This is a genomic window from Pseudomonas sp. M20 (genome assembly GCF_045037865.1).
In the GTDB taxonomy this organism is placed as follows: domain Bacteria; phylum Pseudomonadota; class Gammaproteobacteria; order Pseudomonadales; family Pseudomonadaceae; genus Aquipseudomonas.
This window is the reverse complement of record NZ_CP173611.1, coordinates 4,868,917-4,891,536: the sequence shown is the minus strand read 5'-3', so window position 1 is coordinate 4,891,536 and position 22,620 is coordinate 4,868,917. Positions and strand designations below refer to the sequence as shown.

At 57.7% G+C, this 22,620-nt stretch carries 17 protein-coding genes; 13 read left to right on the top strand and 4 right to left on the bottom strand.

Annotated elements, in window-relative coordinates:
- Positions 1 to 26: 26 nt before the first annotated feature.
- The 3 genes from ACI514_RS21775 to ACI514_RS21765 all read right to left on the bottom strand — a co-directional run bounded on the left by ACI514_RS21775 (position 27) and on the right by ACI514_RS21765 (position 4,315).
- The gene (locus tag ACI514_RS21775; protein WP_405122357.1) at positions 27 to 1,751 is read right to left on the bottom strand and encodes a hypothetical protein; all 1,725 of its coding nucleotides are present in this window, start codon (positions 1,749 to 1,751) and stop codon (positions 27 to 29) included.
- Positions 1,752 to 1,808: 57 nt separating this feature from the next.
- Complete coding sequence (locus ACI514_RS21770; RefSeq protein ID WP_405122356.1) at positions 1,809 to 2,903, bottom strand: dsDNA nuclease domain-containing protein; 1,095 nt, start codon at positions 2,901 to 2,903, stop codon at positions 1,809 to 1,811.
- Between the two features lie 464 nt (positions 2,904 to 3,367).
- Entirely contained in the window at positions 3,368 to 4,315 is a 948-nt protein-coding gene (locus tag ACI514_RS21765; protein ID WP_405122355.1) for a LysR family transcriptional regulator, read from the bottom strand.
- 149 nt (positions 4,316 to 4,464) lie between these two features.
- Between ACI514_RS21765 and ACI514_RS21760 the strand changes: the two genes are divergently transcribed.
- The gene (locus tag ACI514_RS21760; RefSeq protein ID WP_160055590.1) at positions 4,465 to 5,991 is read left to right on the top strand and encodes a CoA-acylating methylmalonate-semialdehyde dehydrogenase; all 1,527 of its coding nucleotides are present in this window, start codon (positions 4,465 to 4,467) and stop codon (positions 5,989 to 5,991) included.
- A 10-nt stretch (positions 5,992 to 6,001) separates the two neighbouring features.
- Positions 6,002 to 6,904: a 3-hydroxyisobutyrate dehydrogenase gene (gene mmsB, locus ACI514_RS21755; RefSeq protein ID WP_160055591.1), complete on the top strand. Its 903-nt coding sequence runs from the start codon at positions 6,002 to 6,004 to the stop codon at positions 6,902 to 6,904.
- A gap of 163 nt (positions 6,905 to 7,067) precedes the next feature.
- Here mmsB and ACI514_RS21750 read toward each other — a convergent pair whose 3' ends face one another.
- A complete protein-coding gene (locus ACI514_RS21750; RefSeq protein WP_039592382.1) occupies positions 7,068 to 7,412 on the bottom strand; it encodes a cupin domain-containing protein in 345 nt (114 codons plus the stop codon).
- 512 nt (positions 7,413 to 7,924) lie between these two features.
- Here ACI514_RS21750 and ACI514_RS21745 point away from each other — a divergent pair.
- From ACI514_RS21745 to ACI514_RS21695, 11 genes are read left to right on the top strand one after another with little or no spacing between them, the layout of a single operon-like run.
- On the top strand, positions 7,925 to 8,494 hold the full coding sequence (locus ACI514_RS21745) for an acyl carrier protein (RefSeq protein WP_160055593.1): 570 nt from the start codon (positions 7,925 to 7,927) through the stop codon (positions 8,492 to 8,494).
- Between the two features lie 8 nt (positions 8,495 to 8,502).
- Positions 8,503 to 9,777 (top strand): beta-ketoacyl-[acyl-carrier-protein] synthase family protein, encoded by a 1,275-nt coding sequence (locus ACI514_RS21740; RefSeq protein WP_405122354.1) that lies wholly within the window; start codon positions 8,503 to 8,505, stop codon positions 9,775 to 9,777.
- Between the two features lies 1 nt (position 9,778).
- Positions 9,779 to 10,837, top strand: a complete 1,059-nt coding sequence (locus ACI514_RS21735; protein ID WP_160055597.1) for a beta-ketoacyl synthase — start codon at positions 9,779 to 9,781, stop codon at positions 10,835 to 10,837.
- Positions 10,834 to 12,129, top strand: a complete 1,296-nt coding sequence (locus ACI514_RS21730) for a beta-ketoacyl synthase (protein WP_160055599.1) — start codon at positions 10,834 to 10,836, stop codon at positions 12,127 to 12,129. The genes ACI514_RS21735 and ACI514_RS21730 overlap by 4 nt, the downstream gene beginning before the upstream one ends.
- Complete coding sequence (locus ACI514_RS21725; protein ID WP_405122353.1) at positions 12,126 to 13,334, top strand: beta-ketoacyl synthase N-terminal-like domain-containing protein; 1,209 nt, start codon at positions 12,126 to 12,128, stop codon at positions 13,332 to 13,334. Before ACI514_RS21730 ends, ACI514_RS21725 begins: the two co-directional genes overlap by 4 nt.
- Positions 13,335 to 13,388: 54 nt before the next feature.
- Positions 13,389 to 16,259 (top strand): aminotransferase class III-fold pyridoxal phosphate-dependent enzyme, encoded by a 2,871-nt coding sequence (locus ACI514_RS21720; protein ID WP_405122352.1) that lies wholly within the window; start codon positions 13,389 to 13,391, stop codon positions 16,257 to 16,259.
- A 9-nt stretch (positions 16,260 to 16,268) separates the two neighbouring features.
- The gene (locus ACI514_RS21715; protein WP_150749631.1) at positions 16,269 to 17,006 is read left to right on the top strand and encodes a 3-oxoacyl-ACP reductase family protein; all 738 of its coding nucleotides are present in this window, start codon (positions 16,269 to 16,271) and stop codon (positions 17,004 to 17,006) included.
- On the top strand, positions 17,003 to 17,767 hold the full coding sequence (locus ACI514_RS21710) for an SDR family NAD(P)-dependent oxidoreductase (RefSeq protein ID WP_160055605.1): 765 nt from the start codon (positions 17,003 to 17,005) through the stop codon (positions 17,765 to 17,767). The genes ACI514_RS21715 and ACI514_RS21710 overlap by 4 nt, the downstream gene beginning before the upstream one ends.
- A 2-nt stretch (positions 17,768 to 17,769) precedes the next feature.
- Positions 17,770 to 19,068: a DUF1302 family protein gene (locus ACI514_RS21705; RefSeq protein WP_405122351.1), complete on the top strand. Its 1,299-nt coding sequence runs from the start codon at positions 17,770 to 17,772 to the stop codon at positions 19,066 to 19,068.
- A gap of 59 nt (positions 19,069 to 19,127) precedes the next feature.
- On the top strand, positions 19,128 to 19,964 hold the full coding sequence (locus tag ACI514_RS21700; protein ID WP_310868422.1) for an outer membrane lipoprotein-sorting protein: 837 nt from the start codon (positions 19,128 to 19,130) through the stop codon (positions 19,962 to 19,964).
- 33 nt (positions 19,965 to 19,997) lie between these two features.
- The gene (locus ACI514_RS21695; RefSeq protein WP_405122350.1) at positions 19,998 to 22,613 is read left to right on the top strand and encodes an RND family transporter; all 2,616 of its coding nucleotides are present in this window, start codon (positions 19,998 to 20,000) and stop codon (positions 22,611 to 22,613) included.
- Positions 22,614 to 22,620: the final 7 nt, after the last annotated feature.

Genomic DNA, 22,620 nt, shown 5'->3' with positions numbered 1-22,620 from the left:
CAACGCCTCACGCCAACATAAAAAAATCAGGAAGATGCTGCGTCCTCGCAGCTGGTCATAAATTCAAAAGCATCAGCAAGCATAGGGAATTTGTCTTTGATGAGAACTTTGTTCTTGTCGAGCTCAATAACTTTAGCTTTGGCTTTATATGAGGAAAGAAGACTAGAGTCCATTGCGCCAAGAAATATTTGTGCGTCTTTTGGCGTTTCTTCCATCAAGATATTAATGATTCGATCATAATTTACATGCGTTTGCTCTTGCTGGTTTGGCGTATCAATAATAAATGGCGCCTTAACAGCAAGCCCGTGTTTGTAAATGTGATTGATCAATGCCACTTGATATGCAAGCCCACCCCTCGCTGCCTCAGCAGCTCCACCACCTAGAATTTTATTATAATCAAGAGGCGACTTCACACTTGAAAGATTAACGCCTACTGCATTGAGTTTAATAACATATTTGCTCAGCAAATTGACAAACGAATCATCCAGTGCGATTTTAAATTCCTTCTGAATCAATTCCCTTTGATCTTTTTTAAGTTGTCTCTCATCGCCCTCCAAAGCCTCAATTTTTACAATTTTTTCCCCTCTAGAGAAACTAATTATTTTTTCAACCGATTTGGCCGCAATAGCGTGTAGCACTGAAATATGGCCAGTATTCTCCCTTGCAGAATATTTATTGTTTAACTCGCCAATTTTAGCTGTAATTCCTTCAGAGTCAGATCTTAAGCTGTCAATTTTTTTATAAATTTTCTTGAGCTTTCCTGAGATTGTTTCTCCCTGCCTTATAGCTTCATCTTTATCATTTAAGATAGACGTTCTACTGGCTAGAGAATTATCATGCACTGTGCCACAAAGTGGGCACGAAATTGACTCGCCATCAATCCGTTCTACTGAGAATGTATAATCTAATTCAAGCTCTTTGCTGGCCCCTATCACCAGCTGAAGCTGGCTTTCCAGATATTGCCTCTCCACCTGGAGCTCCGCCATAACTCGCAAATTGACCTCCTGAGACTTCTGCAAATCAGACAACTCGACCTCCACCTCCTGCGTCATTTTGAGGAACTCATCCTCATCAGTAGCAAAGTCAAGATATTCCTTAGGAGCGTACTGAGCAATAGTCTCTACTGCTGAGTCAATTCGGTTAACCTCCTCAGCGATAGGAAGCTTCTCGATTCTTTTTTCTGCAATTTTTTTCTCATAGACAAAATGCTGAGATGTCAAATATCCGGTATGAAATTTGATAACTACATTATGCCAAGCACTATACTGATGAAGATTTTCAAACCCATCCCACAGCTTAACCCAGCTTCTTCGTTGGTCAACATAAAATGGTAGGAAATAATAAGAGGGAGGTGGGGCTTCGAGTTTGTTTTTGTTTTCTTTGTTGGGGAGTAAAACTTCAAAGCCAAATAGATTTTGAATAACTTTCGAATACTCCCCAGTGATTTTTGGGTACTTTAAAAAGTCACCACCATCCAAAGACAGGTACATGAAATTTCCAAATCTTGCCACCTTGTGCTTTTTAGCTCCAATTTCGAACTCAAGGAGAACCTTACAATTTAGATCAAGCCACACGTGATCAAGCGATGGCGAGCAACCAAACGCCCACACAATCATTTTAGCAAGCGTGCTCTTCCCAAAACTATTGTCATTCGCGGTTATTAGATTGTATCTGTTCGAGAACTCGAATTGATTTGCAGATTTGTCGGTATCCGAAACCAGTGTAAGGCGTTTTATATATAAGTTTTCCATGCTGTTTATTTCTCAAATTCCTAATGAGTACTTTAAAGTTTTCTGTAGCATCCCCACTCATATGGTCGCCCTCAATATTAACTCGTAGATAATAGCCCCCCTCAGACCGGCACCTTCAAGAAATTTATTTTTGATTTCAGATGGCACCATCTCCTCAATTGCTTCGACTGCCGCCTTTCCGCCTTCGTTATCGAATATTGAAGAGCACTCTCCCGCCAAACTCTGAAGACAATCAGATATAGCGACTTGAACTGTCGACTTTTGAAATCTCTTATTATTTTCGTAGCTCCCTACTGCGCGCCTAAGAGCGGCCTTTTGACCAGCATGTACACCTAAATCCGAACAGATATCGCTAAATAGCTGTTCGTGCAGATCAGGCAAACCTTTTTGAATATTTGCCATCGTGACCTTGTCAACATCTAGACTGGTCAATCCCTTATTTTTCAGGAGCGCATCCCACTCTCTAAAATCATGGACGACAATTCCTTTTCTTCTAAGGTCGTCCATTAGGCTCCGATATATGGTTTGCGGACTACATAAAGCTCCGCTATGCTTACTGTCAACCACGTCAGCGATTTTACTAATCACATAATGATTAAATCCAGAGGAGGGCAGTTGGGGTCTAACGAAATTTAGAATTGTAGGAAGCTCAGTCTTCTTTCCGAACTCCTGGTTCAGCGCGGCTTCGATTTCCGTTATGCACTTATCATGCAAATCACCAACCCGTAAGAGACTTAGGTTTAAGCTTTCATCTTTTAGCTTTAGTGAGAATCCACACGTTGCAACCAAATTTAATTGATTGATTTTTTCTTTAAATGTCTTTCCTTCGACACCATGAAGCATTTTTCCAATTATTGAGTTCTTTTTAGAGTCTTTGGCCCCTTTTGGTCGATAGACCATTTTTTTTAATGTGTATGCGCTGCCAGAAATATTTTTAACCTGGTTGAACTCAAACATTGCATGTTCGGAGCTCAAGGAACTTCCAATAACTACATCCTCATGTAGTTCTACAAATACGACAAATTCGCGGTCTTTACTATATTCATCTAGAGCGCGAAATAGCGCCCAGTGGTATTGGTAATCATACTTTTCAAAAGTACTAGCTCCCGAGGTTTCACGCTGGGTAGCCAGCAGGGGATTTGAATCGCCCATGAATACTTTGCCTCCTTGTGTCAGGGCTGAAGAGGAATCTCAATGCAGCTCTACCGTCGTGCTCTGTGCACTCAGCTTCCAAAAAAGCTCCTTGGGGGCTGATCTACCATTTTCATTGATGATTTTTAACTCAATGGCCACCAAAATCAAATAGCCACTATAGCTCAGATGCAATGAGTCGAAACGGAAGGGGGGGCAGGAGGAAATTGAGCTCCCAAGCAAGTGCTTAATGGATAGGTGGTAACCCCGCTAGCGACGCCTCGACTCGGAGCTGAGTTTCTAGAAGGTCGCGCCCAGTGACCTTCGAGCAGAACACAGCCAATCAAATTGGTGATTCACACTGCCTTTGAAAAGATAGTTCATCCGGCGGTGTAACAAGTGCTGTCACAACTCGTGACACAAGCAATTGCAATCTAGTGCCTTGCGTCGTTACGATTCGGCCACCTGATTCCTTGAAATTCTGACTAGTCAGCGAACTGCATTTCACGGGTCTGCCCCATCAACAGACCCTGATTACGCTCAGTCACCTCCCTGATGTAATCCCACAACAAAGTGATCCGTTTCAACTTCCTCAGATCCTCCCGGCAGTACATCCAGAACTGCCGGGTAATATCGATTTCCTCCGGTAACACCGGCAGCAGGCGCGGGTCCTGTGCGGCGAGGAAGCACGGCAGAATCGCCAGCGAGCGCCCTTGCTGCGCTGCAACGAACTGCGCGATCACGCTGGTGCTGCGCAAGTTGGCGCTGGCGCCGGGCAACACGTTCGCCAGGTACAGCAGCTCCGAGCTGAACGCCAGATCATCCACATAACTGATGAATTGATGCTTGCTCAAGTCTGCCGGGCGGCGGATCGGTGGGTGTTGGTCCAGATAGTCCTGGGTCGCGTAGAGCTGCAAGCGGTAGTCGCAGAGTTTGCAGCACACGTACGGCCCATGCTCCGGGCGTTCCAGCGCAATGACGATGTCGGCCTCGCGCTTGGACAGGCTGATGAAGTGTGGCAGCGGCAGGATGTCCACCGAGATGGCCGGGTAGGCGTCGACGAAATGGCTCAGCTGCGGCGTGATGAAAAAACTGCCGAAGCCTTCCGTGCAACCCATGCGCACATGCCCGGACAACGCCACGCCGGAGCCTGACACCTGCTCGCAAGCCATGTGCAATGTGCTCTCAATCGACTCGGCATAACCGAGCAAACGCTGACCTTCGGTGGTCAGGACGAAGCCGCTGGTCCGCGACTTCTCGAACAGCAAAGTCCCCAATGCCGCCTCCAACGAACTGATCCGCCGCGACACCGTGGTGTAGTCGACAGCCAGCCGTTTGGCAGCAGTGCTGGCCTTGCGGGTGCGGGCGACTTCGAGGAAAAACTTGAGGTCGTCCCAGTTCAGCGAGCCTAGAGAGGTGATGTTTTTTTGCATGATGGACGGGCTTATATGTGCGTTCTTATTAGAAGTTTGCACATCTATACTCCAAAAACAGTCCGACAACCAATTCGTGACACACGCCTCATCTCAAGGCGAACCTTTCGCCTTGGCTCCTACGATAAAAACAAGTTTCGGAGACCAGCATGAACGCATCGCTTACGCCCAACGAAACCACCGTCCAGAAGGTCAAACTGCTGATCAATGGCGAATGGGTCGAGTCGCAGACCACCGAATGGCACGACATCGTCAACCCGGCGACCCAGCAAGTGCTGGCCAAAGTGCCGTTTGCCACCGCAGCTGAAGTCGATGCCGCCGTAAGCGCCGCTCAGCGCGCCTTCCAGACCTGGAAACTGACCCCGATCGGCGCGCGCATGCGCATCATGCTCAAGCTGCAAGCGCTGATTCGCGAACACTCCAAACGCATCGCTGTCGTCCTGAGCGCCGAGCAAGGCAAAACCATTGCCGACGCCGAGGGCGATATTTTCCGTGGCCTGGAAGTGGTCGAGCACGCCTGCTCCATCGGCAGCCTGCAAATGGGCGAGTTCGCCGAGAACGTCGCCGGCGGTGTTGATACTTACACGCTGCGTCAGCCGATCGGCGTGTGCGCTGGCATCACGCCGTTCAACTTCCCGGCGATGATTCCGCTGTGGATGTTCCCGATGGCCATCGCCTGCGGCAACACCTTCGTCTTGAAGCCTTCGGAACAGGATCCGCTGTCGACCATGTTGCTGGTCGAGTTGGCAATCGAGGCCGGCGTTCCGTCCGGTGTGTTGAACGTGGTCCACGGCGGTAAAGACGTGGTCGATGGCCTGTGCACGCACAAAGACATCAAAGCCGTGTCCTTCGTCGGTTCGACCGCTGTCGGCACTCACGTTTACGACCTGGCGGGCAAGCACGGCAAGCGCGTGCAATCGATGATGGGCGCGAAGAACCACGCCGTGGTGCTGGCCGATGCCAACCGCGAGCAAGCGCTGAATGCCTTGGTCGGCGCCGGTTTCGGTGCGGCCGGGCAACGTTGCATGGCCACCTCCGTGGTAGTGCTGGTCGGCGCGGCGAAGCAATGGCTGCCGGATCTGAAAGCGCTGGCGCAGAAACTCACCGTCAACGCCGGCAATGAGCCGGGCACCGATGTCGGCCCGGTGATCTCGAAGAAAGCCAAAGCACGAATTCTCGATCTGATCGAAAGCGGTATCAAGGAAGGCGCCAAGCTGGAACTGGACGGTCGCGACATCAAGGTGCCGGGTTACGAGCAAGGCAACTTTGTCGGCCCGACCCTGTTCTCGGGCGTGACCACCGACATGCAGATCTACACCCAGGAAATCTTCGGCCCGGTGCTGGTGGTGCTGGAAGTCGACACCCTTGATCAGGCGATTGCGCTGGTCAACGCCAACCCGTTCGGCAACGGCACGGGCCTGTTCACCCAGAGCGGTGCGGCGGCGCGTAAATTCCAGACTGAAATCGACGTCGGCCAGGTCGGCATCAACATCCCGATTCCAGTGCCGGTACCGTTCTTCAGTTTCACCGGTTCGCGCGGTTCGAAACTCGGCGACCTCGGCCCGTACGGCAAGCAAGTGGTGCAGTTCTACACGCAGACCAAAACGGTCACCGCGCGCTGGTTCGATGACGACAGCGTCAACGACGGCGTGAACACCACCATCAACCTGCGCTGAGGAATCGACCATGAAAATCGCATTTATCGGTCTTGGCAACATGGGCGCACCAATGGCGCGTAACCTGATCAAGGCCGGCCACTCGCTGAGTCTGGTCGACCTGAACAAAACCGTGCTGGCGGAACTGGAGCAACTGGGCGGCAGCATTCGTGCCTCGGCCCGCGAAGCCGCTGAGGACGCTGAACTGGTCATCACCATGCTACCGGCGGCGGTGCATGTGCGCAGTGTCTGGCTCGGTGATGACGGTGTGCTGGCTGGCATTCGCCAAGGTGTGCCAGCGGTGGATTGCAGCACCATCGATCCGCAGACTGCCCGTGACGTAGCGGCCGCTGCGGCAAAACAGGGTGTGGCCATGGCCGACGCGCCAGTGTCCGGTGGCACCGGCGGTGCGACCGCCGGCACGTTGACCTTCATGGTTGGCGCCACGCCAGAACTGTTCGCCACGCTGCAACCGGTGCTGGCACAGATGGGCCGCAACATCGTGCATTGCGGTGAAGTTGGCACCGGGCAGATCGCCAAGATCTGCAACAACCTGCTGCTGGCGATTTCGATGGTCGGCGTCAGCGAGGCGATGGCGCTGGGCGATGCGCTGGGCATCGACACCTCGGTGCTGGCCGGGATCATCAACAGTTCGACCGGGCGTTGCTGGAGTTCGGAGATGTACAACCCGTGGCCGGGAATTGTTGAAACCGCGCCGGCCTCGCGTGGATATACCGGTGGATTCGGTGCGGAACTGATGCTCAAGGATTTGGGGCTGGCGACCGAAGCGGCGCGTCAGGCGCATCAGCCGGTGGTTCTGGGCGCAGTGGCGCAGCAGTTGTATCAAGCGATGAGTCAGCGTGGGGATGGCGGGAAAGACTTCTCGGCGATCATCAACAGCTATCGCAAGCCTGCAATAGACGGACAGCGCTGAACAAACTGTGGGAGCGAGCCTGCTCGCGATGACGGCGGTCGCTTCAACGCGGAGGTGACTGACCGTCCGCTTTCGCGAACAGGCTAGCTGCCACAGGGGACTTTTGTGTAACAGACATTGTTTGCCGGGACATCACGTCGGGTGATCTCCCGGCTTTTTTGCATCAGGCAAACACGAAATATTTGCGCACGGTCTCAACCACTTCCCACGTGCCTTTCATGCCCGGCTCAACCACGAAGATGTCGCCGGCACGCAGGTGAATCGGCTCCATGCCGTCCGGGGTGATCACGCAATAGCCTTCCTGGAAATGGCAGTACTCCCACTTCACATAATCGACGCGCCACTTGCCCGGTGTGCAGATCCATGTGCCCATGATCTTGCTGCCGTCTTCGCTGGTGTAGGCGTTGAGGTTGACGGTGTGCGGGTCGCCTTCGAGTTTTTCCCATTTGCAGGCGTCGAGTACCGGCAGCGGATGGGTGTCGCGTAGAACGGTGATAGGGGCAGTCATGTGTCGGCTCCAGACAAGGCGATCAAACGGAAGCTGCACCCTATAGCGCCGTGCTTTTGCCCAGATGTCTGTGCTCGACATGCAGATATCCAGAAACGCTGCCAGCGTCTACGGATGGAGACGTAAACCTTCCAGCAAAATCAATTAACGGCAGTACTGATCTAAAACAAAGGTTATGAAGTTATAACTATTTTACTTGTCTGGTTTTTACTTTTAGTACGTCTGTTCCGTTGCGTCCTTAGTTGCTTTCGATAGTCGGCCTGCCTGATACCGCGGGCGCCCCACCTTACCCCGTCTTTGTTAAGTAAATAAGTCGTTCATCGCACCAAGGAGGTGCGGTGTCAGTAGGGTTTTGCAGACTTTTTTCGAGTTGTAAAAAAACCTTGAATAGTTCGTTGACTCTCCCCTTAAGGGCAGAGTTTAGATTTCCGCCGCGTGAGAAGTTGCTGTGGGAAAAGTTACTTTTCATAAGTCGAATTCATGAAGTAGTCACGACATATAGGGAGATAGAAATGAATAATCCATTGGACTTGGAACATGTCGTTGCCAGCACTCGCGAAATCCTCGCACAGCTGTTGGTGATGGATGCGAATGACATCGAAGAAAACAGCAGCATTGTCGAAGACCTCGGTGCCGATTCCCTGGACATCGTCGACCTGAGCTTCCAGCTGGGCCGTCAATATGGCTGCACACTGCCGAAAACCAGCGTGCTGGATCATGCGGTGGCGGTTTGCGGTGATGCCAGCGAGTTTCTCGCCAGCGGTCGCATTACCGAAAGCGGCAAAGCCCTGCTTGAGCAAAGCCTGAGCGCCTACACCCCGGATCAACTGAAGGCGGGCATGCAACCGGCTCAAGTGTTCGCCGCGACCACCGTGCGCAACTGGGCCAACCAGTGCCGCAATCTTTTCAACTACCTGCCGGCGACCTGCCCGGATTGCAACGCTCACCAGGCGGTTCTGAACGAGCGCCAACAAGTGGTCTGCGGCGCGTGCAGTGCGCGTCTGGTGCCGGCGGATGGCGATGAAGTGTCCCGTCAATTGGTTGAGCAGTTTGTTACCACTCACGCCAAAGAAGCGGTGTAGGAGTTCTCATGCGGGCACGAGAAGTCTATGTGAGCGGGTTCGGTCTGGTGGCGCCGATGGCGCTGGACGCTGCCACGTTGTTCGAGCGGATTTGCCGGAAGCAATCCTGTGTCCGCGAACATCCTCGGTTCAAGGCGCTGGGATTCAACAACAGCGCCGCCGGATTTATCGACGATACGCAGTGGCAGCGCATCGCGGCCGGTTTCGGCGGCAACGCGGCGCTGCACCCACGGCAAAGTGTGCTGGCCGAGTACGTCGCCCGGCAGGCGCTGGAGCACGCCGGCCTGACGCCGGCAGACTTTGCCCACAGTCGCAGCGGTCTGTTTCTGGGCGCCAACAAGTACTGTGCCGACAGCCACGATCTGCAGCGGCTCAGCCGTTGCATGGATGAGGCCGGACGGGTCGACCTCGACCGTCTGCTGGACAGTCCGGCAGCGTCCAGTGCGACCTTCATCCGGCGGGTCGATCAACAGACGCAGCATCTGGCTGATCGGCTCGGCATCCGCGATCACATCTCGACCCATTCCGATGCCTGTGCCGCCGGCACCATGGCCATCGGCAGTGCTTACCGGGCCATCGAGCGCGGTGAGATCGATCTGGCCATTTGTGGTGCCGTCGAGTTGATGGCCAACGAATTGCCCTACTACATGTTCAACAGCCTCGGCGCGCTCTGCCAGGCCGACTTGCCGGCGAGCGAACAAAGCCGCCCGTTTATGCCTGACCGTAGCGGTTTTGTCCTCAGCGAAGGCTCGGCGATGGTGATTCTCGAATCCGCTGAACACGCGCAGCGGCGCAAGGCTGCGCCACTGGGCCGGGTGTTGGGTTACGCGAATGTCTGCGAGGCGCAGAAAATGACCTCCAGCAGTCGCGACGGCAGTAAATACGAGGAATGCATGGAAGCCGCAATCGAAGACGCCGGGCTGCTGCGCAGCGCCGTGCAACACGTCAACACCCACGGCACCTCCACGCAGGCCAATGACAGTTGTGAAGCGTTGGCGCTGCAGCGTCTGTTCGGCGGCTGCCAGGACTTCATGACCTTCACCGCCAACAAGTCCGCCATCGGTCATTCACTGGCAGGCAGTGGCGCGATCGAAGCGGTGCTGTCGCTGATGAGCCTGCGTGACGGTGTGCTGTTGCCCACCCTGAATTACGACCCCGAGCGTGCCGAATACCCTTCGCTGAAGTTCTTGAGTGAGCCGGTGCGACAGCCGATCAGCGTGGTGATGTCCAACTCGTTCGGCTTCGGCGGCATCAACAGCTCGCTGGTTCTGGGGAGGGCATGACATGAACCGAGCTATCTATCTCAATGCCGCTGCGGTGCTGAATGTGGCGGGCAGTGAATGCGCTGACTTGCTCGGCACGCCCTGCGCGGCGCAACCGCTGGCATTTGATGCTCAGCGTCAGGCATTTGCATTGCCGACACCGCGACTGGCCAGTGACCTGTTTGATCGCAAGATCCAGCGCAGCGTCGAACCGCAGGGCTTGCGCCTGTTGCATTGCGCCGCACGGTTGGCGCCAGCACTGGCGGCGCTGCAATTGCCCGCGCCACGCATTGCCCTGACAGCGGCCATTCCCGAAGTCGATGCGCCGAGTCCTTGCTGGGATGCGGTGCAGGCGATCATCGAACAGCCGCACAAACAACTCAGCCAATTGTTGGCCAACACACCGCCCCTGCATGCGCTGACCCTGCTCAACAGCAGCGTGATGGCGTATGTGGCTGAAGCGCTCAATTGTCACGGGCCGATGGGCGGATTTTGTTCCCAGGACAACGCCGGGCTGGATGCGCTGATCGAAGCTTGCCAGCAGATTGGCGAGCGACATGCCGACGCCGCGTTGGTGGTCAGCAGCAGCCCGAATCTGACCCCGGCCCTGTACCTGCGCGAGCCCGATCAGACGAGCGAAGCGATTTTCGGTGAGGGCGCCGCCGCGCTGTTGCTGGCGTCGACACCACCGCCGGGTGCGGCACACGTCGTGCGCATTGCCGGGTTTGCCCGTGGTTACAGCACCGATCCACAGCGGTCTGTGGCGGTGGGGCGGCGCGTCATCGACCAGGTCCTGAGCGTCGAGAAACTGCGGGTCGGCGACGTCGAGCATATCGTCGGCAATTGCGCTGACGGGCAAGTGATGAAGTTGCTCGAAGCTTTCCCGCGCGAGATTCGCAGCACTCGCGCCATGACCGGTGAACTGGGCGCCAGCGGTTTGCTGACAGAGATCGCACTGACCTTGCACCTCAGTCGTGAAGTCGCGGCGACGCCGGGCTACACGTTGCTTGTCAGCCACACTCGCGCCGGTCACTGGGGCGCATTGCTGTTGGCCAGTGAAACCATGGAGAAGCACGCATGAGTGCGACACGGATTGTGATCACCGGCATGGGCGCCGTCACCGGTTTCGGTTTCGAATGGCAGACCCTCTGGGAAAAAATGCTCGGCGCCGAACATTGCGTGCGGCCATGGCAGCCGGACGACTTGCAAGAGGCGTCGTTCGCGGTGCGTTATGCCGCGCCTGTCGACATGCGCCTGTTGCCGGAAAAACTGCAAAGCCATCCGGCCTGGACGATGCCGCTGGAAAAGCGCAGCCGGTTTGGCTGGGTGGCTGCCACGCAGGCCGTCGGTGACAGCGGCTTGCAGCCAGAACAGTTGCGTGGCGCGGCGGTGCTGTGTGCCTCGGGAGCACCGCAGCATATGCTCGCCGACATGCTGCTGAGCGAAGCCCCGAATGGCGGCACCCCGAGCTGGTCATACCTGATGCCGCGGGCCGGGCAAGTGAATGCCGACGGCTCGCTGCGTCAGAGCAACGATCGTCTGGCGCGGGTAATCGCCGACGACCTGGGCTGTGAAGGGCCGGTGATCAACATCAGCAGTGCCTGTGCCGGCGCTTCGCAAGCCATTGGCAATGCCTTTCAGATGATTCGTCGCGGCGAAGTCAGCGTAGCGCTGGCGGGGGGCGCCGACTCGGTGCTCAATCTCGACACCATGGCTGCGTTGTATCTACTCGGTGCTGCGTCCGGCGAGCAGCGCTGGGGCGCGGATCTGTGTCGCCCGTTCGATCGTGATCGCAGCGGTCTGATTGCCGGCGAGGGCGGTGGTTTCGTCGTGCTGGAAAGCCTCGAACATGCCTTGGCTCGTGGCGCGACACCCTATGCCGAAGTGCTCGGTTTCGGCAGCAGCCTGGACGCTTATAAAGTCACTGCACCGCAACCCGAGGGACGTGGCGCGGCACTGGCGATGCAGGCCGCGCTCGACGACGCCGGGCTACGCCCGCAGCAGATCGATCTGATCAACGCCCACGGCACCTCGACACCGCTCAACGACGTTGCTGAAACCCTCGCGATCAAAAGTGTGTTCGCCGAACACAAGCATTATCAAGCCTTGGCTGTCAGCGCCAACAAATCACAGTTCGGTCACCTGATCGCAGCGGCCGGCGCACCCGAATGCATCGTCACCGCATTGGCCTGCCTGAACGATCTGGTCACACCCACGGTGAACCTGCACGACGCCGACGAACAGTGTGATCTGGATTACTGCGCCGGTCAGGCCGTCAGTCGTCGAGTGGATTACGCACTGAGCAATTCCTTCGGTTTTGGCGGCCTCAACACCTCGCTGGCCCTTGGCAAATATCGGGAGCACGGACAATGAGCAATGCCTCTGCACGTATCGCCATCACCGGCAGCGGTTGTGTGTTGCCCACCGGCTGGGGCGTTGAGGGTTTCTGCTCGGCGGCCCGCGAAGGGCGTAGCGCGATCTCGCCCCTGAACTCGTCGTTGTTCCACAGCGAGCGGGTCACTGCATTCGGACACATCGCTGATCGAGATCATCAACGTAGCCGTCAGGACATTGCGCAAAACCTCCAGCGTTACTGCCCGCCGGCGGTGATCTGGGGCGTCAGTGCGGTGCGCCAGGCGCTGGCCGAGGCCGGGCTTGAACCGGGCCGCGACAACGTGCGTTTTGGTCTCTATTGCTGCCAGGGCGGTTACACCCATCCGTCGCTCGCGTCTTACGGCGAACTGTTGCACGAGTGTCAGACCGAGACCGGTGCCGACATGCAGCGTCTGGCCAAACGCGTGTTGCAGGAGCGCGCGCTCGATCCGTTTCTAGTCCTCAAAAGCCTCAGCAACGGTTTGCTCGGCGTCGTCAGTCTGGCCTTGAAGCTTGAGTGCGAATGCAACGCCTACATGCAAGGCGTGGCCGGCAATCTGGCGGCGTTGCGCGAAGCCTGCGCGGCGTTGCAGAGCGGTCGGATCGACGCAGCCATTGTGGTGGGCGCGGGCAGTGAACTGGATCCGCTGGCGCTGGCCGCACTGGCCGAGGCTGGCGTAATCAGCACCGATGCTTCGCAAAGCCTGCGCGCCTTCGATCGCCAGGGCAGTGGTGGTATTGCCGGCGAAGGTGCGGCGGCACTGGTGTTGCGCCGCGCCGATGATCTGCCGGCCGGGCCGCAAACCTGTCTGACCGCTCTGTTCGCACACCCGCGTCTGGATTCGCTGAACCTGCCGGACAAACAGGTGGATCTGCTGATCAGCAGCGCCACGGGCGATCCGCACAAGGATGCCGATCTGGCCCGCACGCTGGCGCGAACCGGCGCGGCGCACATCACCAGCAGCACACCGCTGACCGGCATTCTGAGTGGTGCACCGAGTCTGGTTGACCTGATCTTTGCCCGGCAGGCCTTGCAGGCGCAAAGCATCCCGCCGGTCAGCGGTCTGCAGCAACCGCTGGATGCGCATCTGCCGTTTGTGATCGGTGGGCCGCGCGATGCCGTGCTGCACGATTGCCTGGTGATCAACCGCGACGACAACGGTTTCAGTGCCGGTTACCAACTCGAATTTCACGCGGCCGACTGACCGTCGGCACGCAACGAAACGCAGCTGATTTTTTACTTAAGGGATAGAACTGTCATGGATTACCGCGATTACGTACGGCCGAAATTCGTAGAATTGATGCAGGCCCTGGGCCTCGAATGCCAATTCCACAGAGCGCTGGGCAGCAAACTGTTTTACCGCGACCGCCAGGGCGAAGAGGTGACTGTCACTGACTTCCTCGGTGGTTACGGCGCCGCGCTGTATGGCCACAACGATCCGCAATTTGTCGATCAACTCGTCGACCTGCTGCGTGCCGATGTGCCGTTCAACGCGCAGATGTCGGTGCGCGGTGCGGCGGGGCAGTTGGGGCGTGAACTCAGTGAAGCGTTCAATCGTGAACTGAACAACAGCGAACGCTACATCTCGACCTTCTCCAACAGTGGCGCCGAGTCGGTGGAAATCGCCGTCAAGCACGCCGAATACCGTCGTCAGAATAACCTGCAGAAGCAATTCGACGAGCGTGATTTCGCCCTCGCCAGTCTGGTTGCCAGCGACAAGGCTTACGTCGAACTGGACATCGACGATCTCGATTTGCCAGCCGGTCTGCTGCCGCAGAATCTGTCCTGCGTCACCGTACGCCAAGTGGCCGAAGCGGTGCGTCAGCACAACCTGGCGCAGTTGCATGTCGAGCCGGTGTTCCTGGCGGTGCGCGGCAGCTTCCACGGCAAACTGGTGAACACCGTTCAGTTGACCTATGGCAAGCAGTACCGCAAGCCGTTCGCCCGTTTCGGTCTCAACGTCGAGTTCATCGACCCGCAGCAACCCCAGCAATTGCAAGAGCTGCCGGCCCGTCATATTCGTCACTGGCTGAGCCTGGAATGGCGCGGCGAAACCCTGCAAGTGCGCCGCGAAGCATTCAGCGCGATCACGGCGGTATTGCTTGAGCCGATTCAGGGCGAGGGCGGCATCAATGAGTTCGCCAATGAGTTCTATCTCGGCCTGCGGCGTCTGTGCAACGAGCAGCAATGCCCGCTGATCATCGACGAAGTGCAATCAGGTTTCGGCCGCACCGGCACTTTGCTCGGCGCCAGCCATTTCAACTTGCAGGGCGATTACTACTGCCTGTCGAAAGCGCTCGGCGGTGGCCTGATGAAGATTGCCGCGACGGTGATCCGCGCCAGCCACTACGAAAACGATTTCAGCTACATCCACAGTTCGACCTTTGCCGAAGATGATGCGTCCTGCCATATCGCCCTGTCGGCCTTGCGCCGTCTGTTCGAGAACGACAGCGCGATGCTCAAGGACGTGAACAAGAAGGGCGAGTACCTCAAGGCTTCGCTGCTGGAACTCAAAGCAGCGTACCCGGACGTGATCGCCGACGTGCGTGGGCGCGGCTTGCTGCTGGGCTTCGAACTGCACGATCTGACCGGCACCAGCTCACTGGTTCAGGCTTCGGCGCAGTACAACGATGCGTTGGGCTACATCATTGCCGGCTACCTGCTGCAATTCGAATCGCTGCGCGTGGCGCCGTCGGGCAGCAACGCCAATGTGATTCGTCTGGAACCGCCGGTGTGCATCACCTTCGAAGAAATCGATGGCTTGATCGGCTCCCTGCAGAAAGTCTGCGACACGCTGCGCCGCCGCGACGCCTTCCCGCTGGCCGCTGGTGTGTGCGCCGACAGCATCGCGCAAGTGCCGGCCCGCGAAATCAGCTTCAAGGAGACTGAAACCCGCCCAAAGTCTGACGAGAACGTGCGCGTGGTGGCGCGCGTCGCGTTCATCAACCATCTGATTGATTCGGACATGCTCAGCGACGTCGATCCTTCACTGTCGACCCTGAGCGCTGAACAGAAACGCGAGTTCATCAAACGCATGGCCCCCGAGCGCCGTGCCGCGCCAATCGGCCCGGTACAGATTCGCTCGAAACTCGGCACCGCCGTGGAATTCACCCTGTACCCGCTGTGCATGGATTCCGATGCCATGGCGGCGTACATCGCCAGCGGCGATCTGCAAACCATCCGCGAAGAAGTTGGCAACCGCATCAAGGATGCCCGCGCAGATGGCTACACTGTCGCCGGGCTGGGCATGTACACCTCGATCGTCACCAACAACTGCCAAGCGCTGCAGATCCCCGACATGGCGCTGACTTCCGGCAATGCGCTGACCATCGGCATGGGCCTGGAAGCCATCGAACAGGGCTGCAAGCAGCAAGGCCTTGAGCTGGGCGAGCAGACCGCTGCAGTGGTCGGTGCCGCCGGCAATATTGCCTCGACCTACGCCTCGCTGCTGTCGACCAGTGTCGAGCACCTGATCCTCATCGGTAGCGGCCGCGACGGTTCCCTGCGTCGTCTGGAAAAAACCGCGCAACAGATTTACGCCGAAGCCGCCCGCGCGATTCTCAAGGGTGTCGCCGAACACGATCGCCTCGCCCGTCGCCTGCAGCAAATTGATGGAATCGATGGACTCTTGCAGGCCCACGGCAGCAGTGCCGATCTGGGGCTGCGCGTAGCGAAACTGGTCGAAGAACGCTTGGGCGCGAACGCCTTCATCACCGTCAGCAACGATCTTGATGTGCTGAAACAGGCACGCATCGTGCTCTGCGCGGCGAACGCACCGCAGCCGTTTCTCTTTGCCGAACACTTCGCCGAAAACAGCGTGATCTGCGACATCGCCGTGCCGCTGAACGTTGACCAGAACCTCGCTAGCCAACGCTCCGACGTGCTCTACATGCACGGTGGCATCGTACAGACGCCGCTGGGCGATGGCCTAGTGAAAAACGTTCGCGCCTATCTCAAGCAAGGTCAGTTGTACGCGTGCATGGCCGAGTCGGTGCTGATGGGCCTGTCCGGGATGAAACAGCATTACTCCTATGGCGACATCAGCCGCGAGCAAGTGCAGCAGATTCGTGCACTGGCGGCGACTCATGGCTTCAGCCTCGCGCAGTTCAAAACCGACAACTCGCTCTAAGGAACGGTCATGCCGAATAAAGTAGCAGTGGTGACCGGTGGCAGTCGTGGCATCGGTCGGGCGATTGTCCTGGCTCTGGCCGGGGCGGGTTATCAGATCGCGTTCAGTTACGTGCGCGATGAAGTCGCGGCAATGACCTTGCGCGATGAGGTTCAGGCGTCGGGGATCGATTGCCTGGCGTTGCAGTGCGATGTCAGCAGCGGCGACAGCATCAAGGCGTTTTTCGAGCGGGTCGATCAGCATTTTCAGCGTATCGATCTGTTGGTCAACAACGCCGGCATCACCCGCGATGGTTTGCTCGCGACGATGTCGGCGCGCGACCTGGTCGAGGTGATCCAGACCAACCTGATCGGCACGATGCTGTGCTGCCAGCAGGTGGTGCCGGGCATGTTGCGCCAGCGCAGCGGTTGCATCGTCAACATCAGTTCGGTGGCGGCGCAGAAGCCCGGTAAAGGGCAGAGCAACTATGCGGCCGCCAAGGGCGGGGTCGAATCGTTGACCCGTGCCTTGGCGGTGGAGCTGGCGCCGCGCAACATTCGCGTCAACGCGGTCGCACCGGGCATCGTCAAGACCGAGATGAGTACGGCGCTGATCGGCAGTCAGGAGGAGGAAATTCAGTCGCGTCTGCTGATCAAGCGCTACGCGGAACCGGAAGAAATTGCCGAAGCGGTGCTGTACCTCGCCGATCGCGGTTTGTACCTGACCGGGGAGGTCCTGTCGGTTAACGGCGGGTTGAAAATGCCATGAGCCGGACCATTCTGATCACCGGTGCGGCGAAAGGCATCGGCCGTGCAGTCGCCGAGAATTTTGCCGCCGAGGCTGGCAATCGGCTGATTCTGCTGGATCTCGATCTGGCCGAACTGCAGCGCTGGGTCGACGAGCAGCAGGAGCAGATCAAGGCGCGGGTCGAAACCCATGCAGCAAACATTGCCGACCTGCCGGCCATGGAGGCGTTCTTCAAAACCCTTGGTTCGCAAGTCGAATACGTCGATGTGCTGGTCAACAGTGCAGGTATCTGCAACGAGAACGAGCCGGAGGATCTGCATAACTGGCACAAGGTGATTTCGGTCAATCTCAACGGTACGTTCTATGTGACCTCGTTGTGTCTGGCACTGATGCCCGACCGAGGGCGAATCATCAACATGTCGTCGATCCTCGGCCGTGCCGGCAAGGTGCGCAACACCGCGTACTGCGCGTCCAAGCACGGCATCGTCGGCATGACCAAGGCACTGGCGCTGGATCTCGCTTCGCGGCAGATCACCGTCAACGCGATTCTGCCAGCGTGGATCGATACGCCGATGTTGCAGGGGGAACTGGCGACGCAAGCGGCAATTGCCGGGCTGACCCAGGAACAGATCGTGCGCAACGCGAAGAAGAAACTGCCAATGCGCCGTTTCATCCAGAGCGAAGAAGTCGCGGCGATGGTGCGTTACCTGGCCAGCCCCGAGGCTGGCGGGGTGACCGCGCAGAGTCTGGTGATCGATGGCGGTGTCGGGTTGGGAATGTAGCGATGCCTCGATTTCACAACAGTCACATCGTGGGTGCGGTGTGGGCGTGCATGGCTGCGCCCGCCGCGATGGCCGAATTTACTGTCGATGATCTCAAGCCCGATTACGCCGACGGTGAAGTCGGCGTGGCCACGGCCATGCGTCTGCACGGCGACGATCAGGTCACGCAAAAAGCCGTGTATTTCAAGGCCAACCTGGAAGACAACTGGGAGGGCGGTTACTACAAGGCCAAGGGCCGCGTGCGTTATGACGCGCGCTATGACGGCAACAATCCGTACAGCGAGCGGGCGCGGGACAAGTACCGTTTCGACGCCGATTGGCGGCACCTCTACGTCGGCCATTCGTTGGGTGACGGCGAAGTGACGGTGGGCTGGCAGCAGGTGGTCTGGGGTCGCGCGGATGAATTGCGCGTGCTCGATCAGATCAACCCGCTGGACTATCGCGATGGTCTGACGCCGCTGCTCGAAGACAGCCGCATCGCCGTGCCCATGGTGCGTTTTGCGCAACCGGTGGGCGAGTGGGAACTGGAGGCGTTGTGGATCACTGACTTCGTGAAAAACCGGGCGCCGGTTGAGGGCAGTGAATTTGCCGCGCCACTGTTTGCTACGCCGGACCCGCAGTATTTCCTGCTCGACTCCAAGCCCGGCTATGACGGCGACAAGGGCTATTCCTATGGCCTGAGCGCCAACGGCCGGATCGGCGCGGTGGACACCAGTTTTGTTGCCTTGAGCGCCCGTCAGCAAGACCCGGTGTACGCCGTCGAAGGCCTCGCCGATGACGGTCGCACGCGGCTGGAGCGGCAATTTCCCCGTTACACCATGGGCGGTGCCGGGCTGGCGATCGACGCCGGGCACAGCATCGTGGTGCGCAGCGAGGTGGCGTATTTCGACAATTGGCGGGTGACCAATCCGACCCGCGTCTACGGTGCGGACAGCACGCCGATGGTCAAGTCGCTGCTGGGTGTCGACTACCTGTTGCGCGACTGGCTGATCTCCGCGCAGTGGCAGGAGCAGGTGTTACTCGACTGGCAGGACGGCATGTTGCAGGACAAATACGAACCGCTGTTCACCCTGTCGGCCGAAGGCACCCATTGGCAGGACCGCCTCAAGAGTCGTCTGGTGGTCGCTGGATCACCGCCGTTTCAGGACGACGCCTTGCTGCAAGGCATCTTCACCTACAAGCCGGTCGACTACATCAAGCTCGGCCTTGAAGTCGACGTGTTCTTCGGCAAGCCCGAGAAGACTTTTGGCGAGTACAGCAAGCGCGATCAAGTGCGGCTGTCGGCCGGTTATCTGTTCTGACCCATCACGCCTGCCGCTCTCGCGCGCAGGTGCATTCATCCAACGAAAAGGAAGTTGTCATGTTGCCGTTTTTGAAAAGTCTGACCACCGCCGCACTGATCCTCGGCAGCGCCTGCGCCAGTGCCGCCGAGGCCGGCAATGCCGATGAGATCATCCGTCAGGTGCGCGATCGCAATGACGGGAACAGCTTCATGTCCCAGGTTTCGCTGATCCTGCATGACAAGAAAGGCAATACCCGGGTTCGCGAGTTCACCTACCTGCAAAAGGATTACCCGGACAGCGACAAGTTCAGCATGTACTTTTCCGCGCCGACTGACGTGCGTGACGTTGCCTTCCATATCGAAAACCCGCACGAGCCCCTCGGCCTGGAAGACAGCCAGTGGATGTACCTGCCAGTCAGCCGTCAGACCCGCCGCATCTCCACCACCGACAAGCGTGGCTCGTTCATGGGCAGTGAGTACTCGTACGCCGATCTGGACAAGATCCGCGTCAAGGACTACTCGCAGAAACTCGTCGGCGAAGAACAGATCAAGGGCCGCGACTGCTACGTGATCGAGCGCGAACCGGCGTCCCCCGAAGTGCTGGCGAAGACCGGTTACAACAAGCTGAAGGTGTGGATCGACAAGCAGAATTTCCTGGTCATGCGTCAGGATTTCTTCGACGTCAAAGGTGTGCTGATCAAGCAGATGCGCACGCAGAAAGTCGCGACCATCGACTCGATCGACAGCATCGTGCTCAGTGAAACCGAGCACTTCATCGACGGGACCCGCTCGGAAATGCGCTTCAACCAGTTGCAGTACAACGTCTCGCTGGAAGATCGCCTGTTCACCCAGACCGCCATCAAGCGCGGGCTGAAAACCGGTGACCTGCCGGAATTTGCCGTGTCTGCCCGCTAAGCGCCGACCCCGACGACCTGGAAACGCATGATCATGGAAAGATATCTGAATTTCGTTGAGCGCTATGCGCGGGCGATTGTTTTCCTGCTGGTGGCGATTACCGCGTATTTCACTTATACGCTGGGCGCGCTGGTGTCCGACACCAACCCTTATCTGCTCAAGGAAAGCCACCCGGCGCGCAAGACCATCATCGATTTGCAGGGTGAATTCACCGGCACGTTCGACTCGGTCATGGTGGCGCTGAACAACCCGCAAACGGTGTTCAACAAAAACACGCTCAACGCGCTGTTTTCGATGTCGCAGTCGGTGCGCAAGATGATCCTGGCCAACGATGCCGACAAGGATCAGTTGGCGCAAATCGTCGCCCGGCACCCGGACGACAGCCGTGCGCAGTTGTTGACCCGGGACATTCTCGAGGGTGGTTTTTCGCAGAACGATTACGCCAACGCCAAGGCCTTGCGTGATCATGCCCAGAGTCAAAACTGGGATTCCCATGATCAGTTGTTCCTGACCTTTCTCGCCGAACGGATCAACCCGATCCGCGAAATGGCCTCGATGGGCGACCTGGAAAACATCGTCCTGACCGACGACGGCGAGCTGTTGATCCACAAAACCCTGAATGCCTATGACATGGACCCGGCGCTGGTCGAGTCGCAGATCATGGGCAACGAGTTGATGGTCGACGGGGTGGTGTCCAAGGACAAAAAGGTCGCGATGCTGGTGGCTGAGCTCGGCACCAAGCAGGACGACGCTCAGGCGCAACTGCGGGCTTATCAGATCGTGCGCGGCATCGTCGCGCAATATCAGGCCGAGCACCCGGAGTACAAGGACGAAATCTTCATTGCCGGCATGCCGATCTTCATCGCCGCGCAACAGGAGATCATCGATCACGACCTGGCCGTGCTGTTTCCGATCGTGTTTCTGTTGATTACCTTGCTGCTGATCTTCTTCTTCCGCAAACCGCTGGGCGTGCTGCTGCCGCTGTTCAATATTCTGTTCTGCACCATCTGGACCTTGGGCCTGATGGCGCTGTTGCGGGTGCCGTTTGACCTGTTGACCAGTGTGCTGCCGGTGTTCCTGTTCACCATCTGTTGCTCGGATGCGATCCACGTGATGGCTGAATATTACGAGCAGAAAAACGCTGGCAAGAGCAATCGCGAGGCCAACCGCGAAACCCAGCGCTTGATGGTGGTGCCGGTGGTGTTGACGACCGTGACGACCATCGCCACGTTCATGATTTCCACCACCAACAACATTGTCAGCATCCGTAATTTCGGTGTGTTCATGTCGATCGGTCTGACCGCGGCGCTGATCATTTCGCTGTTGCTGATTCCGGCGTGGATTTCCATCTGGGGCAAGGATCAGCCGCAGCAGGCCAAGGCAGTGGTGCACCAGGACTCGATCATCTCGCGGTATCTGGTGGCGTTCTGTGCCTGGATGATCCGCTTTCGCAAACCGATCCTGATGGTCATGCTGCCGCTGTTGGCGCTGGCCACCGTGTTCACCTTCCGCGTCGATATCGAAGACTCCGGCATCGCTTACTTCAAGCCGGAAAGCCACATCCGCGTGTCCGATCAGTTCATCAACCACGCCAAAGTAGCGGGCACGGCGCCGGGCTGGATCGCCATCGACAGCAAAGAACCACGCGGCGTGCTGACCACCGAAGTGGTGCAGTTCATCGACAAGCTCGACCACTTCATCAAACAGCAACCGAACGTCAGTTACGGCTACTCGCTGGCCACTTACGTCAAGCGCATGAACCTGGTGCTCAACGACATGAACCCGGAGTATCTGCGGGTGCCGAATGCCGTTGAGAAGGTCTCGTCGGTCAATGACGACGGGCAGGTCGAGCAGTTTGAAGTGCCGGGCAATTCGCTGATCGAGCAACACGTGATGCTGTTCGAAAACGGTGGAGGTTCGGACCTGAACAACGTGCTCAACGCCGATTTCTCCAAGGCCTTGACCCTGTACACCATGACCTCGTCGGTCGCCAGCGACTATCAGGGCATGCTCGACCGCCTCGATGCCTGGTTGCTGGTCAACAAACCGGCCAACCTGGAGGTGACCCACGCGGGCACGCCGTTGATCTGGACCGGGGTGTTGCAGGAAATCACTCAAGGCCAGGTGCTGAGTTTTTCCCTGGCCTTGCTGGTCGTCACGCTGATGATGATGTACTGGCTCAAATCGGTGCGCCTCGGTGTGCTCGGCATGCTGACCTTGCTGACCACGTCGGTGACGGTCTACGGCTTCATGTTCCTGTTCGGCATCGAGCTGAACATCGGTACGACGCTGGTGACGTTCCTCGTGGTCGGGGTGGTCGATTACGCGGTGCACCTGCTGTCGCGGATCAAGTTGCTGGTGCAGCAGGGCATTGAGATCGACGCGGCTATTTTGCAGGCGATGCACAGCGTCGGCCGCTCGACGGTGATCAACGTGGTGATCTTCTCCGTAGGCTTCATGGCATTGCTGTTTTCCGACTTCAAGCCGATTGTCGATCTCGGCGCACTGGTGGCGATGGCGCTGTTTTCCAGCGGGGTCATGACCATTGTCCTGGTGACGCTGGTATCGCCGTGGTTCTTTGCGGCGATTGTGCCGGTGCATGCGCCGGTTCAAGCACTGCGCACAGAAGGGGAGGCGGTACCGGGCTGATTCGCCA

Coding starts and splice junctions, on each gene's coding strand:
- ACI514_RS21750 (WP_039592382.1), bottom strand. CDS start 7,412: ATGACTGCCCCTATCACCGTTCTACGCGACACCCATCCGCTGCCGGTA.
- ACI514_RS21720 (WP_405122352.1), top strand. CDS start 13,389: ATGGATTACCGCGATTACGTACGGCCGAAATTCGTAGAATTGATGCAG.
- mmsB (WP_160055591.1), top strand. CDS start 6,002: ATGAAAATCGCATTTATCGGTCTTGGCAACATGGGCGCACCAATGGCG.
- ACI514_RS21715 (WP_150749631.1), top strand. CDS start 16,269: ATGCCGAATAAAGTAGCAGTGGTGACCGGTGGCAGTCGTGGCATCGGT.
- ACI514_RS21695 (WP_405122350.1), top strand. CDS start 19,998: ATGGAAAGATATCTGAATTTCGTTGAGCGCTATGCGCGGGCGATTGTT.
- ACI514_RS21725 (WP_405122353.1), top strand. CDS start 12,126: ATGAGCAATGCCTCTGCACGTATCGCCATCACCGGCAGCGGTTGTGTG.
- ACI514_RS21760 (WP_160055590.1), top strand. CDS start 4,465: ATGAACGCATCGCTTACGCCCAACGAAACCACCGTCCAGAAGGTCAAA.
- ACI514_RS21775 (WP_405122357.1), bottom strand. CDS start 1,751: ATGGAAAACTTATATATAAAACGCCTTACACTGGTTTCGGATACCGAC.
- ACI514_RS21705 (WP_405122351.1), top strand. CDS start 17,770: ATGCCTCGATTTCACAACAGTCACATCGTGGGTGCGGTGTGGGCGTGC.
- ACI514_RS21740 (WP_405122354.1), top strand. CDS start 8,503: ATGCGGGCACGAGAAGTCTATGTGAGCGGGTTCGGTCTGGTGGCGCCG.
- ACI514_RS21735 (WP_160055597.1), top strand. CDS start 9,779: ATGAACCGAGCTATCTATCTCAATGCCGCTGCGGTGCTGAATGTGGCG.
- ACI514_RS21770 (WP_405122356.1), bottom strand. CDS start 2,903: ATGGGCGATTCAAATCCCCTGCTGGCTACCCAGCGTGAAACCTCGGGA.
- ACI514_RS21765 (WP_405122355.1), bottom strand. CDS start 4,315: ATGCAAAAAAACATCACCTCTCTAGGCTCGCTGAACTGGGACGACCTC.
- ACI514_RS21700 (WP_310868422.1), top strand. CDS start 19,128: ATGTTGCCGTTTTTGAAAAGTCTGACCACCGCCGCACTGATCCTCGGC.
- ACI514_RS21730 (WP_160055599.1), top strand. CDS start 10,834: ATGAGTGCGACACGGATTGTGATCACCGGCATGGGCGCCGTCACCGGT.
- ACI514_RS21745 (WP_160055593.1), top strand. CDS start 7,925: ATGAATAATCCATTGGACTTGGAACATGTCGTTGCCAGCACTCGCGAA.
- ACI514_RS21710 (WP_160055605.1), top strand. CDS start 17,003: ATGAGCCGGACCATTCTGATCACCGGTGCGGCGAAAGGCATCGGCCGT.